The 12228-nt window shown below is 61.0% G+C and carries 16 protein-coding genes; 2 read left to right on the top strand and 14 right to left on the bottom strand.

Annotated elements, in window-relative coordinates; translation table 11 throughout:
- Window positions 1-11: 11 nt before the first annotated feature.
- On the top strand, window positions 12-719 hold the full coding sequence (locus tag HHL09_RS12345) for a LamG domain-containing protein (RefSeq protein WP_169454938.1): 708 nt from the start codon (window positions 12-14) through the stop codon (window positions 717-719).
- Window positions 720-743: 24 nt separating this feature from the next.
- Here the strand turns inward: HHL09_RS12345 and HHL09_RS12340 are convergent, their stop codons facing one another.
- From HHL09_RS12340 to HHL09_RS12275, 14 genes are all read right to left on the bottom strand, one after another.
- On the bottom strand, window positions 744-1283 hold the full coding sequence (locus HHL09_RS12340; protein ID WP_169454937.1) for a hypothetical protein: 540 nt from the start codon (window positions 1281-1283) through the stop codon (window positions 744-746).
- A gap of 31 nt (window positions 1284-1314) precedes the next feature.
- Complete coding sequence (locus HHL09_RS12335) at window positions 1315-2007, bottom strand: hypothetical protein (RefSeq protein WP_169454936.1); 693 nt, start codon at window positions 2005-2007, stop codon at window positions 1315-1317.
- Window positions 2004-2639, bottom strand: a complete 636-nt coding sequence (locus HHL09_RS12330; protein WP_169454935.1) for a hypothetical protein — start codon at window positions 2637-2639, stop codon at window positions 2004-2006. Before HHL09_RS12330 ends, HHL09_RS12335 begins: the two co-directional genes overlap by 4 nt.
- Window positions 2636-3064: a hypothetical protein gene (locus HHL09_RS12325; protein WP_169454934.1), complete on the bottom strand. Its 429-nt coding sequence runs from the start codon at window positions 3062-3064 to the stop codon at window positions 2636-2638. The genes HHL09_RS12330 and HHL09_RS12325 overlap by 4 nt, the downstream gene beginning before the upstream one ends.
- 290 nt (window positions 3065-3354) lie before the next feature.
- Window positions 3355-4380, bottom strand: a complete 1026-nt coding sequence (locus HHL09_RS12320; protein WP_169454933.1) for an MlaD family protein — start codon at window positions 4378-4380, stop codon at window positions 3355-3357.
- A 43-nt stretch (window positions 4381-4423) separates the two neighbouring features.
- Window positions 4424-5182, bottom strand: coding sequence for an ABC transporter ATP-binding protein (locus HHL09_RS12315; RefSeq protein WP_169454932.1), 759 nt, complete (start codon window positions 5180-5182; stop codon window positions 4424-4426).
- Between the two features lie 31 nt (window positions 5183-5213).
- Window positions 5214-6230, bottom strand: a complete 1017-nt coding sequence (locus tag HHL09_RS12310) for an AAA family ATPase (RefSeq protein ID WP_169454931.1) — start codon at window positions 6228-6230, stop codon at window positions 5214-5216.
- Window positions 6200-6868: a nicotinamide riboside transporter PnuC gene (gene pnuC, locus HHL09_RS12305; RefSeq protein WP_169454930.1), complete on the bottom strand. Its 669-nt coding sequence runs from the start codon at window positions 6866-6868 to the stop codon at window positions 6200-6202. Before pnuC ends, HHL09_RS12310 begins: the two co-directional genes overlap by 31 nt.
- The gene (gene pncA, locus HHL09_RS12300; protein WP_169454929.1) at window positions 6865-7470 is read right to left on the bottom strand and encodes a bifunctional nicotinamidase/pyrazinamidase; all 606 of its coding nucleotides are present in this window, start codon (window positions 7468-7470) and stop codon (window positions 6865-6867) included. Before pncA ends, pnuC begins: the two co-directional genes overlap by 4 nt.
- On the bottom strand, window positions 7467-7970 hold the full coding sequence (locus HHL09_RS12295) for an O-acetyl-ADP-ribose deacetylase (protein ID WP_169454928.1): 504 nt from the start codon (window positions 7968-7970) through the stop codon (window positions 7467-7469). The genes pncA and HHL09_RS12295 overlap by 4 nt, the downstream gene beginning before the upstream one ends.
- A gap of 6 nt (window positions 7971-7976) precedes the next feature.
- Window positions 7977-8987: an ADP-ribosylglycohydrolase family protein gene (locus HHL09_RS12290; protein ID WP_169454927.1), complete on the bottom strand. Its 1011-nt coding sequence runs from the start codon at window positions 8985-8987 to the stop codon at window positions 7977-7979.
- A 43-nt stretch (window positions 8988-9030) separates the two neighbouring features.
- Window positions 9031-9582 (bottom strand): RNA 2'-phosphotransferase, encoded by a 552-nt coding sequence (locus HHL09_RS12285; protein ID WP_169454926.1) that lies wholly within the window; start codon window positions 9580-9582, stop codon window positions 9031-9033.
- A 37-nt stretch (window positions 9583-9619) separates the two neighbouring features.
- On the bottom strand, window positions 9620-11047 hold the full coding sequence (locus tag HHL09_RS12280) for a nicotinate phosphoribosyltransferase (RefSeq protein WP_205761039.1): 1428 nt from the start codon (window positions 11045-11047) through the stop codon (window positions 9620-9622).
- A gap of 10 nt (window positions 11048-11057) precedes the next feature.
- Window positions 11058-11744 (bottom strand): NUDIX hydrolase, encoded by a 687-nt coding sequence (locus HHL09_RS12275; protein ID WP_169454924.1) that lies wholly within the window; start codon window positions 11742-11744, stop codon window positions 11058-11060.
- A 146-nt stretch (window positions 11745-11890) separates the two neighbouring features.
- On the opposite strand from HHL09_RS12275, the gene HHL09_RS12270 reads away from it, so the two are divergent.
- A complete protein-coding gene (locus HHL09_RS12270; protein WP_169454923.1) occupies window positions 11891-12208 on the top strand; it encodes a hypothetical protein in 318 nt (105 codons plus the stop codon).
- Window positions 12209-12228: the final 20 nt, after the last annotated feature.

Raw genomic sequence — 12228 nt, 5'->3', positions numbered from 1 at the left:
TTCGGGTCGCTTTGAAGCCGATCCTTAGCCTCGCCCTGCTGGTCCTGCCCCTCGCCGCCGCGGAAACGGAGCCGCCCGTGGTGGCTGTGCCCCCTTGTTGCGCCGTTACCAGCCGCGCCGCCGCGATGGATCAGGATCTCTTCGCCGATCCCACACGCTGGTCCTTCGGCGATAAGAATGCGTGGAAGTGGGAAGGAGAGAAAACCGGCCGCACGCTGCAACTCATCGCGCAGAACACGGGAAAGCCGAAGTATCGTAGTCCTTTCAATCTGGCTTGGTTCGAAGGCCGCGAGTGGAAGGATTTCACGCTCACCGTGGAATGCCGCCTGACGAAGTTCGATGCCGGGAACAACGACCTCTGCATCGCCTTCGGCCGCGCCGCGGAGAACCGTTTCTACTACGCACACCTCGGCGAGAAAGCCGATGAGCCGCATCATCAGATCCACATCGTGGACGATGCCGATCGCAAACCCATCACCCGCTTCCGCACCGATGGCACCCCGTGGAAAGAAGAGCAATGGCACCGCGTGAAGATTGTCCGGAATACCGCCACCGGCGACATCGGCGTCTATTTCGACGACATGGAAAAGCCCGTGCTCACCGCACAGGACAAAACCCTCGAATGGGGACAGATCGGCTTGGGCTCTTTCGATGACCTGGGCGAGTTCCGGAACGTAAGGATCAAAGGAACATCCCGGGACAAGCCATCGGGAAAGTGATTCCTCGCGCGGGAGGTGGATCCCTCACCTCCGGTTCTTCTCCCTCGGCAGCAGCGGCAGCAGCTTCTTGAAGTACGTTTTGTCTTCAATATCGGTGTGCACCTTTCCGCCGGGTCCGAAGTACTTCCACTCGTGGCATCCGTAGCAAATCTGTAGCACCCGCTGCTGCCCTCCCTTGCTCCACACCAGCGCGTAGTCAGGATGGAAGCCATCGCAGGTTGTCTTTACCGCCTGCGCCTCGTGGGACGCCGAGAGCTTGTAAAGATCCAGCACCTTGTCCGCGGTGCCGGCCGGTAGTTCGGCGGGCTCCTTGTGGAATTTGAAGCCCTCGAATTCTACCCAGTCGCCTTGCTTCACCTGCTTCTCGTACCTCGATTTGTCGCCAACCGGATGCGCCAGGCCGCGGTAGATCTTCACATGGTTCGCGGACTTGTTGATATCCACCTCCGCGCCCCACTGCGCATGCGTCTCCGTCTCGCGCATCGGAATGCCACCCTTCCAACAGGTCTGGGTGGAGCAGGATACGAGCAAGAGCCCGGCGGCACATGAGGCGAGGACTTTCATGAATGTCACCCTAGCAGAGCCTTACGGCCTGTCACGTGCCGGGATTCCCGTCCAAGGACGCTTGAAGCCCGCTCAATGCGGCGAGGGCCTTGGGATGAACTCCCGCGAGCCGGTGCCAACCGTCCCGTAGCTCCACCGCACGGACCATTTGCATGACGATCAGAAGCTGCAAGGAAACGAGCCACAGGAGCATGAGTGATTGGCCGAAGCCGATCTTCAACAATTGGTCGGCAGCGATCCAAGTGAGGAGACGATCAAGCATCACCAAGGCTGCGGAGATGAGCCCGTAGAAGGCCAGGACCGCTACCGCGATGCGCATCGCCACCCGCCAGCCCCTGGATCGCTCGATGACAATCCGGCGCCTCTTCCAATTTTTCCGGAAGACCAGGCCCTGGATTGCGGCGATCACGAGCACCGCTACGAAGACGGCCTGCATCATGCCTCCCAGGCCCGGGCGATTGAACCATGAGTATCCGAGCAAAGCCATGCTGCCTAACAAGGCCAAGACGAGGCTAAAGATGAGCGAAGATCGGGGAGCCCACTGGATCCTGATCACGTCACGCTTTGACGAGCTGGAAGAGCCGTAGAGGCAGATCTTGGGGAGCACTGCTTCGTTCTTCACCCACAAGCTTCCCTCTTCGATCTTCCATGTGGAGTTCGAGGCAGACGGGCCGGGTTCGGGATGGCTTGCCGGCGGCGTGTAGGGATCAAGCTCTTCATTCATCGCTTCGTATGGTCGCGGGTGTTATCCGGCGGGATCTTCGTTTGCCCTTGGATCTGCTCCAGCCGGGCGATGGCTTTCGCGTGAACGCCTCTCAGCTCATACCAGCCGTCTTTATAGTGAACTGCCCGGAAGCGGTGAGTCGGAAAGTTCCACATAAGGCAGCACCCCATGAGAATCGCTGAAGATTCCGAGAACGGTCCGCTGAATACGGATTCGCTGAACCAGAAGGCAAAGCCTGCCGATCCCAAGGCCCCTATCCAGTAGAGCATCAGATGCCTCCTGAACCTCCGGGTGCTCTCGAAGATCATCACCCGGATCTTCTTGCCGAAATTTGAGACGAGGTGGCCCACTGCGATGACAGCCAGCAACTGGATTCCACTTTTAGCAAGCAGTGCGAGGCTGAACACGAGAAGGACCAGAAGCACCCACCAACGCGAGGTGTGTATGGGAACTGATCTCTGCTTACCGGGCTCCCCGGGAGGAGATCCGGAAATGCACACGTCCGGCAGGATGGCCCGGTCACGCACGAAGAGATCCCCGTCGAATACAATCCACAGGCTGCCATTCAGCACCTCCATCCTTACTTCGGATGGATCGGTGGAAGGTGGAGAATAGGGATTCCCGTCAGTCATCGCTTCATACGCTCGCGGATCGTATCCTGTGGGATCTTGATCTGCCCTTGGATCTGCTCCAGCCGGGCAATACTCGAGGCCGCAATACCCCGGATCTCATACCAAGCGCTCTGCTTGGGGATCGCGCGCAGGCGATGCCAATATCCCATTCCGTAGAGAGACCAGAAACCGCTCCAGCTCAAGATGCCTGAACGGAGTAACTCCCCAAGAAGGATGGAATCATCTGCAATATGAATGATGGCGATAAGGCCCAGAACGACGCCGCCCATTGCCAGCCGCCGCCGCAACAAGGAGGAGCGCCCTTCGAAAACCATGACCCGGACTTGTATGGCAGTGAGGCCGATGAGCGTCGCCGCGCCAAGCAACCAGAGCATTCCAAAGCGGTCCGGAAAAAGCACCACCCGGACAAAGGTGAGGATGAGCAAGATCAGAGCAATCCATGTCCGTGGAACTTGGATCTTCACCGACCTCCGCTTGCCTGGCTCCTCTGGAGGCGATCCGTAGATGCAGACATCCGGCAGGCTAGCATGATCCCTCACAAGCAGCCTGCCATCCTCCACTCGCCAGAGGCTGCCATCCGGTACTCCTATCCTTGCGGAAGATGGCTCAGTCGACGGCGGCGCATAGGGGTTGGACTGGCTCATGGACGCCTCGCTCCTGCTTTCGTCACCTATCAGCCGCCGATTCGATGGAATCGCATTCGCGCCTTAGGGGACTATCGTCTCCGCCCGCGGAATCGATTTCGTGGATCTTCCTCCGGTGTCTCCTTGTCGCGGTAGCGGAGGATGCCCTGCTGTTTGAGATTCCGGATGAAGGTCTTCGCGTCGTCCGACACCTCGCGATCGTAAGCGAGCGTTCCCAACAGACCTTCGCCGCTCTCCACTCGGTCGAGCGCGGCACCGGCCTTGTCTGCCGCGCGTGAAATTGAGGAGACGGCCTTCGGTACTTCCTTTAGCGCCGGCTCCAGCTCATCGATCCGCTTCCCCGCGCGCGCCATGGTATCATCCGCAGACGCGGCGGCCTTCTCGATCGATTGGATCGCCTTGCGCGCATCGCCGATGGTCGGATCAAGCGAGGCGCTTGCCTTTGCCCAGTCGGCACTCGCGTTGTCGAGGTTCGCAAGGATGCTATCGACGTGTTGGAGATTCTTCTCGGAGAGGATGGACTCGTTCACCTTCTCCAGCGTGTCTGCCATGCGGCCGGTGACGATGCGGATGTCATCCACCGCAGAGTCGAGCTTCAGGAAAGTGGACTCCGCCTCTTGCATCAGGCGTCGCGCATCGCGGCTTACGGCCTCGGCGTTGTTCTGGATCGCATCCAAGCCTGAAGGGCCGCCGCCGCGCAGAACCGCACCCGGCTGAATGAAGCGGCCGGTGGTGCTGCCACCTTCCGGCGGGGTGATGACCACCATCTTGTCCCCCAGCAGGGTTGCGGAGGCGATCTGGATCATCGAGTTCTCCGGGATCCGGATGGGATCATCGATGCTCAGGGTGACCTGTACCTTTACCTCGGAATTCAGCTCCGGCTGGTCCGCCACCTTGCCGATGCGGGCACCGCCCATCCGGATTTCCGAGCCCTTGATCACACCGGAGGCATCGTCGAAAACGACGACCAGCTGGTATTTCCCGCGCATCCGGTCGCCGAAGCGGCCGAACTGCACGATCAGCCCGCCTAGGAGCGCCAGGCCGATGAATACGAACACCCCCACCCAGAGCTCCGTCCTTTTGGTGGATTCACCCATGCGGCGGGAGCATCGCCATTCCGCCCCGCCCGTGCAAGGGCGATCAATTCCAGGCTTCTCCGGAGTCTCCCTCGATGAAGGGCTTCAAAACCGGGTCCGTGGTGGTCCGCAGTTCCTCCGGTCCGCCGGTCCAGTAGACCCGGCCCTCCTGGAGGAAGACGATGCGGTCCGCGATGTGGAAAACGCTGCGCATCTCGTGGGTGATGACCACGTTCGTGATCCCCTGTTCTTTCTGCAGGTCCTTGATCAGGTGATCGATCGAGTCCGCGGTGATGGGGTCCAGCCCGGCGTGCGGCTCGTCGTAGAGCACGCAGTCCGGCCTTCCGACGACCGCCCGGGCCAGGGCCACGCGCTTCCGCATGCCGCCGGAGAGCTCGGACGGCATCTTCTTCTCTTGGCCGGGCAGACGGACAATCTCCAGCGCCTCTGAGATGCGGCTGGCGATTTCCTTACGGTCCTTCACGCCGGCTTCGCGGAGCGGGAAGGCGATGTTTTCGCCCACGGTCATCGAGTCGAAAAGTGCACCGTTTTGGAACATGATCCCGACTTTCTTCCGGTAGGGTGCCAGCTGCCGCTCGTCCAAGCCGGAGATATCCTCGCCATCGATCTCCACGGTACCCTTCCAAGGGCGGAGCAGTCCGGGGAAATGTTTCACCAGCACCGACTTTCCCCCGCCGGAGCCTCCCAAGAGCACCAGCGTTTCACCGCGGCGCACCTCTAGGTCCACGCCGCGCAGGACGTGCTGCGAGCCGAACTTCTGCTCGAGCCCGCGGACGCGGATGAAAGGAGCCTCCTCTGCCACACCGGGGTTTTCGTGGCGGCACCGTCTTTCGTCAAGGCCGCGCCGCCCGGGCACTCGGCCAGTGGCGGTCAATCAACCCGAGCGCTTCCTGAAGCCGCTCCTCGCGACCACCGTGTAGCAGGAACCAAGGCACCGGCTGTCCGGCCAGCGCTTCCTCGAACCAAGCGTGCATGCCGTGCCGCAGGTGCTCTCCGTCGCGCAGGCCATCCCGCACGAAGGGAATCTCATCCCCGGTGAGCAGGTAGAGATCGGCCCTCCCCAACGCTGAATATTCGCGCAGCGCTTCGTCGTTGTGGCCCATGTAGCGGCGATGCCACAGCACGGTCGCGAAGGCATTGGTATCGCAAACCAGGATCCGGTTTGCGGATCGAGCCGCCTCATCTTCGCGGCGCGTTTGTTCCTTCGCGATCTCGAGAAACTCGGAAGTGATCCACACGGAGTCTCCAGCTGCTTGCTTCGCTGCGCTGTATTCCCGCCCGTATTCCGCCACCCATTCCGTCTCCAGTGCCGCGGCGAGATCCATGGCGAGGGTCGTCGTCCCCGTGGATTCCGCGCCGACAATCACTACCCGCTTGGCAAACCACGAGCGCACCGGCGGATCGATGTAATCCCACATCGCCAGCGCATCGCCGCGCACCGCCGTGCCGCTGCACGGGATCGCCACCCGTGCGCGGTCCACTTGCACATGTGCGCAGCCCATGTAGGAGGCATATCGATCGCCATAGTCCTCGGAGGTGAAGACCGCGTCCGGCGCGCGACCAAGCCAGCCGATGGTATTCTGCGCCCACACCCGGGAATCGTTCTCGTCGTAGCGGTCATCGATCAGCCTGACCTCTGCCGCAGCGACGATTTCCCGGAGCCATTCCGTGCGGAGTTCCGGTGGGATCGGATCCACCGGTTTGCCACAGACAATGACGATCACCCGCTCGCAGCGGGAAAGTGCGGTCTCGATCAGAAAGCGGTGGCCCCGGTGTGGCGGCAGGAATTTCCCGATCACCACGCCCAGGCCGAAGCGACTTACGGCGTCTCTCGTAGTTCCTCCGTCCATCGCTTCAGGCCGAGAATGCACAGGATGATGAAGCCTGCATAGAGCAGGGCGGTGAGGGGCAGGTTCTTCGAGGAGTACAACGGCACGTAGATCACATCCGCCGCGATCCAGAGGAACCAATTTTCATAGCGCTTGCGGCAAAGGAGGTATTGCGCCGCCAGGCAAAGGGTGGTTGTGAGCGAATCCAAAAAAGGCGCGGAGCCATTCACCGCGATCAGGATCTCCCGCAGACCCCAGGTCCCGAGCACGAGGAAGGCGGCGATCGCCATCCACTCTACCCGCGTGGTGCGGGACACCTTCAGCTTGGACCGCTGCTCGCCACCGTGGAGCCATTGCCACCATCCCCAGATGCCGAGCACGAAGTACACGCCTTGCAGGCCGAAGTCCGCGAAGAGGCGCGCCTCCCAGAACAAGATCGCGAAGAAAATGTTGTTCGCCAGTCCGATGGGCCAGTTCCAGATATTGCCCTTCGTGACCAGCCAGACACAGACGGCACCGGTCGCGAAGCCCCACGCTTCCGTGTGATCGATCGGTAGCCACTTCAGCCAGGAGCTGAGCAGCAGCAGCACGGAAAGCACTGGCACCGCAATGGTATCCGGTGCGATCCCGCTGCGGCGTTCGAGGACTGCTTCGCTCATGCGGCGATGATGACTCCTTTCGCGCGCATCTCGTCGATCGCGGCATCGACATCTCCGGGTGCCAGATTGACGCCGCGGCTGGCGGGAAGCTGCAGCGTCACCTCGAAGCCCTCCGCCAAGGCGTCAAGCGCGGTGAACTTTACACAGTAGTCCGTGGCCAGGCCGCACACGGTCACACGCTTCACCCCCTGCTCGCGAAGCCATTCCGCGAGGCCGGTCGATTGCCGGTGGCCGTTGTCGTAAAGACCGCTGTAACTATCGATTTCCGCGTTCGTTCCTTTCTGGAATACTCGGGTAATACGCTTCGTCTCCAGCTCTGGAGCGAAGTTCGCGCCCGGAGTTCCCCGCACGCAGTGGATGGGCCAAAGCGTTTGCGGCAGGCCGTTCAGATCGATTTGTTGGAAGAGTTCTTTCCCCGGATGATTTGCGGCGAAGCTGCCATGATCCGCTGGATGCCAGTCCTGAGTGGCCACGACGATTTCGAAGTCATCCATCAATCGGTTGGCGATCGGGATCACTTCATCGCCCCCCGGTACGCCTAGAGCGCCGCCGGGCAGGAAGTCGTTCTGGAGATCGACGAGGATGAGGGTTTGGTTGTTCATGGTTCTCCGACGAGTTCAGTCTGGCAGACTGCGAGATCCTTCGCTGAAAAGCAGCAGAAGATGACTTCTAGCGGATGGGGATGTGCTTCCACGAAAGCCTTCGCTGTCTTTACGGCGATAGCCGTCGCCTGCTCGACAGGGAAACGATAGACACCCGTGCTGATGGAGGGAAAGGCGATGCTTTGGAGACCGTGTCTCACCGCGAGTTCCAGTGAACGTTGGTAGCAACTCGCAAGCTTTTCCGGCTCACCGCTCTTCCCGCCATTCCAAATCGGGCCCACAGTGTGGATCACGTGTTTGGCAGGCAGGCGATACCCCTTGGTGATCTTCGCATCGCCGGTCTTGCAGCCATTGAGTGCGCGACACTCTTCTAACAATTCCGGACCGGCGGCGCGATGGATTGCTCCATCGACCCCACCTCCGCCGAGAAGACGGCTGTTCGCGGCGTTGACGATGGCGTCGACCTGCAAGGTCGTGATGTCGGCCTGGATCGCTCTCATGAAATCTCAATAAGGTGGGAAGAAGCGGCGGAAGATGTGACCCACCACCACCGCGAAGAAAAAGGAGTTCCGGAACAATGAGCCGGGCCAATTCGGATAGCGTAGGGTTTCGGTCCTTTGCAGCGCTTGCGCGTTAAGAGGATAGTCCCGGAGCCCCTCGACCCAATCCAGCGGCATGCCTTCCACGCCGCAGTCAACCCCTGCAAGCGAGCCCGCGATAAAGGCGACGGTGTCAGTATCTCCCCCACAGCGTACCACCGCTTCGACGGTCGCGCGGAAGTCCTGGCGGTGCCTCAACCATGCGCAGAGTGCCACAGCCGCGGAGTCCGGAGCAAAGCCGCTGACAAACCCCTCTTTCCGGCCGATGCGATCTGCGAACACTCTCACAGCTTCACCTGCGGCGAGCGAGGCGTGAAGAACGGCGAAGCGCTCTTTCATCTCGCTGCTTTCCAGTTTCGCCCCGAGCGTTCTCAAGATCGTTTCCTCACTCTGCTCACCTCCTGCCGCAAGCGCGGCTGCCTCGGCAATCAAACGTGCTGCCTCCGCAGCGCGGGGATCGCTATGCGTGATGCGGGTCGAGGCATTGGTGAAGCTCTCTCGTCGCTCCGGATCTTGGCCGTATTCCACGCCAATTACTGCTGCACGCATCATCGGACCGTTGCCTGCCGACCACACGCCGCTCCTTGCAGGGTTCGCACCGAACCAGAGCTTTGCGATCGATCTTGCCGTCGCGGAACCGATGCCTGCAGGCAGGCCCGCCAGCCACCAACGCAGGCGGCGTGCGAGAGCTTTCGTGAAGCGATCAATCTCTCCTCCGCTCTCCCGAATGGAAAGCAGCGTCATCACCGCATGCTCGGTATCATCACTCACCATCCCCCGCTTCCCGAAGAAGCGATGCCGCAAAGGTTCCTGCCAGCGCCGGTCAATGCGGCTGGCACTCATGTTCTCGGCGGGCAACCCCAGCGAATCGCCGAGGGCGCCGCCGAGAAGACAAGAAACAAGTGCGTCCCGATTCATGGGTTGGTTCGATCAGAAGAAACAGGGCGGTAGAGCGTGATGGTCATAGGGGCGTGGAATTGGGAAACTCGATAAACTCCGGCGGCACGGCATCGGCGAGCCAGACGCCATTCGCGGATTGATAAAAGGGATAACCGGCAGCGGACATGTCTAACGCCCGAATGGTGAGGATGACCGGTTGGCCGCGGCGTTCGCCGACCTTGGTCGCGGTGACAAGCTGTGGGCTGAGGTGAACGTGGTGACGCTCACCCTTCTGCAGGCCGTGTTTCTGGATCGCATCTACGAACTTGGCCACCGTGCCATGGTAGAGGCGTTCGGGGGGATCTTGCGCGTTGAGCGCAAGATCCACTGTCACCGAGTGACCTTGGTTCGCGCGGATGCGCTTGCCATCTTCACTGAGGGCGAAGCGTTGCTTGTCATTCTCGCGAACTGCCCGGAGCAGGGTCGCGTGATCGAAGCGCTTGCCGTGACGGTTCGCGGCTTCGATGAGGTCCTGACAATCGGTCCAGCCATTTTCGTCGAGCGTGATGCCGATTTTTTCCGGCTCATGGCGCAGGACGAGACTGAGAAACTTGCTGATACCTTGGAGATCCATAAGGGGCTTGTTGTGCGGCGGCCCGGGCCGGGCCCGCCTATCGGTATTGGGCGAGCACTTGCTCGCGATGTTGATGAAGTCCCGCCTCGAGCCCGGCGGGGTAGGCGTGCGGGTTCTTTAGTCGAAGAATCCCCGGGTGCAGGCTCGCCAGGGTCTGCTGGCACCGTTCGCGTGCGGTATCGAGATTCTCGGTAATCAGGCGCCTGCCTCCCTGCATCGCTGGTTGGAGCACATCGGTGAAGTCGGTCGCGGCGGGAATCGTCTTCTGGCGGATCGGATCCGCAGGGTCGACGATGGTGACGGTTTCCGGGATGCTACGATCAATATCGTAGATCGCATCGCCAATCAGCTGGCCATCCTGAATGAAGCGACGGACTTGCAGGCGTCCCGGGATCGAGCTCTTTGCAGTCTGCTCGCTGAGCTTGATGCGAGGTTGCCAGGTTCCGTCGTCCTTGCGTAGCGCGGCCAGCTTGTAAACTCCACCCAGGGCAGGTTGATCGGCTGCGGTGACGAGGTTCGTGCCCACACCCCAGATATCGATCTTCGCATTCTGGTGACGCAGGCTTTCGATCAGGTGCTCGTCCAGGTCATTGCTGGCCACGATCTTCACTTCCGGGAAACCAGCGGCATCCAGCTTCACGCGTGCCTGTTGGCTGAGCCAAGCCAAGTCGCCCGAATCCAGACGGATGCCGCTGAGTTCATGCCCTTGGGCCCTGAGCTTTTTCGCCGTCGCGATCGCATGATCCACTCCCTTCAAGGTGTCATAGGTATCCACCAGCAAGGTGGAGTTGTCCGGCATGGCTTCCACGTAGCGGTCGAAGGCCTCCGCCTCGTCCTCGAACGACATCACCCACGAATGGGCGTGAGTGCCCAGGATCGGAACTCCATAGAGCTGGCCGGCAAGGACATTCGAAGTCCCTCGGCAACCGCCGATCACCGCCGCACGGCTTGCCGAAAGCGCGCCATCCTGACCTTGTGCCCGGCGGTATCCGAACTCGATGACCGGTGCTCCCGCCGCGGCGGTGCAGGTGCGTGCCGCCTTGGTGGCGATAAGCGTTTGGAAATTGATGATGTTCAGCAGTGCGGTTTCCACCAGTTGTGCGTGGAGGATCGGACCCTGCACCCGAAGTAATGGCTCGTGTGCGAATGCCGCGGCACCTTCCGGAATTGCATCGATGTCGAGCTTCAGCCGCAGATCGCCGAGGTGGCTGAGAAATTTCTCTTGGAACAAGGCGCGCCCTGCCTTCGTCCGTAGCGAGGCGAGATAGTCCAGGTCGGCGGTGCTGAAGCGAAAGGCTTCCAGCCAATCGAGCGCGGGATTGAGACCCGCGGCGATCGCATAGCCGCCATGGAAAGGCAGGCGACGGAAGAAGAGGTGGAAGACACTTTCCTGCTCCGCCTTTCCAGCCTGCCAATAGGCAGCCGCCATGGTGAGCTGATAGAGGTCGGTCTGAAGCGGGCTCATGGGCGTCGTGTTAGATCTCGAAATGAAAGCCTTTTCGAACGAGCGCATCGTATTTTCGGCGGTCGAAGCGATGGAGGCGTGCGGGCCGGTGGGAACCTTCGGAAAATTCGTCGAGCGGGATCAGGAAATCGAAGGCGAGAAGCTTCTTGCGGAAATTCCGTTTGTCCAAGGGACGCCCGAGGATGGCCTCGTAGAGCGCTTGGAATTGAGAAAGAGTGAAGCGCTTCGGCAGCAACTCGAAGCCGACCGGCTGATAGCGGATCTTCCCGCGTAGTCGGTCTAGTGCCGCCTCCAGGATTTCGCGGTGATCGAAGGCCAGTGGCGGGAGTGCCGTGGCGGAAAACCAAGCCGCCTCGCTCGCATCCGTATCGCCTTTTGCCGGGTGCTGCTCGGGTCGCACCAGCGCGTAGAAAGCCACGCTCACCACCCGTCCGCGCGGATCGCGGCCCGGCGTGCCGAAGGTACGGAGCTGCTCGAGGAAGACGTCGCTCAAGCTGGTTTCCTCCCTTAGTTCCCGACGTGCAGCATCTTCCAAATCCTCCTCCATGTGGACGAAGCCGCCGGGCAGCGCCCAAGTGCCGAGGAAGGGCTCGACCCCGCGGCGGATCAGCAGGACCTGCAGTCCTTCGCCGTCGAAGCCGAAGACCACGCAGTCGACGGTCAGTGCCGGACGGGGATATTCGTAGGTATGAGCCATCGCGGGAAATCCTTGGCCGGATGAAAGTGTAAATTTTACACTAAGTCAATCGGAGTTTTTCCCAGCCACCGTTACACAAAACGCGCCCGATTCCAATATTCGCCCCGCCCGGGTCTGCTATGGTGCCCTCGTTTCCAACCAAAGACATGACCATCGAATCGACCAACCTTGCACGTGAAGCGCGACCCCTCGTGGCCGCCGGCCCCGACAACGGGATCGCGGCTCTGCTGGAGATTTTGCCGGGTATTTTTCTCCAGACTTTCGGTATCGGCCATATTTACGCGGGCAATGTCGTCCGCGGCCTGATCCTCATGTTCGGCTACTGGATCCTGACGGGAATCAACTTCCTGCTCTGCTACGTCCTCGTAGGGTTCGTGACCTGGCCGCTGACGTTCCTGGCCTTCGCCATTTTCAGCACCATCGGCGCGAGCAATGCCGCGAAACGGAACCGCTTGTTGCGATAAGCTTTGGAAGGGGGGCGGTT

Source organism: Luteolibacter luteus (genome assembly GCF_012913485.1).
In the GTDB taxonomy this organism is placed as follows: domain Bacteria; phylum Verrucomicrobiota; class Verrucomicrobiia; order Verrucomicrobiales; family Akkermansiaceae; genus Haloferula; species Haloferula lutea.
This window is presented reverse-complemented; position numbering and strand designations above follow the sequence as displayed.

Coding starts and splice junctions, on each gene's coding strand:
- HHL09_RS12340 (WP_169454937.1), bottom strand. CDS start 1,283: ATGAAAGTCCTCGCCTCATGTGCCGCCGGGCTCTTGCTCGTATCCTGC.
- HHL09_RS12335 (WP_169454936.1), bottom strand. CDS start 2,007: ATGAATGAAGAGCTTGATCCCTACACGCCGCCGGCAAGCCATCCCGAA.
- HHL09_RS12330 (WP_169454935.1), bottom strand. CDS start 2,639: ATGACTGACGGGAATCCCTATTCTCCACCTTCCACCGATCCATCCGAA.
- HHL09_RS12320 (WP_169454933.1), bottom strand. CDS start 4,380: ATGGGTGAATCCACCAAAAGGACGGAGCTCTGGGTGGGGGTGTTCGTA.
- HHL09_RS12310 (WP_169454931.1), bottom strand. CDS start 6,230: ATGGACGGAGGAACTACGAGAGACGCCGTAAGTCGCTTCGGCCTGGGC.
- pnuC (WP_169454930.1), bottom strand. CDS start 6,868: ATGAGCGAAGCAGTCCTCGAACGCCGCAGCGGGATCGCACCGGATACC.
- pncA (WP_169454929.1), bottom strand. CDS start 7,470: ATGAACAACCAAACCCTCATCCTCGTCGATCTCCAGAACGACTTCCTG.
- HHL09_RS12295 (WP_169454928.1), bottom strand. CDS start 7,970: ATGAGAGCGATCCAGGCCGACATCACGACCTTGCAGGTCGACGCCATC.
- HHL09_RS12290 (WP_169454927.1), bottom strand. CDS start 8,987: ATGAATCGGGACGCACTTGTTTCTTGTCTTCTCGGCGGCGCCCTCGGC.
- HHL09_RS12285 (WP_169454926.1), bottom strand. CDS start 9,582: ATGGATCTCCAAGGTATCAGCAAGTTTCTCAGTCTCGTCCTGCGCCAT.
- HHL09_RS12280 (WP_205761039.1), bottom strand. CDS start 11,047: ATGAGCCCGCTTCAGACCGACCTCTATCAGCTCACCATGGCGGCTGCC.
- HHL09_RS12275 (WP_169454924.1), bottom strand. CDS start 11,744: ATGGCTCATACCTACGAATATCCCCGTCCGGCACTGACCGTCGACTGC.
- HHL09_RS12270 (WP_169454923.1), top strand. CDS start 11,891: ATGACCATCGAATCGACCAACCTTGCACGTGAAGCGCGACCCCTCGTG.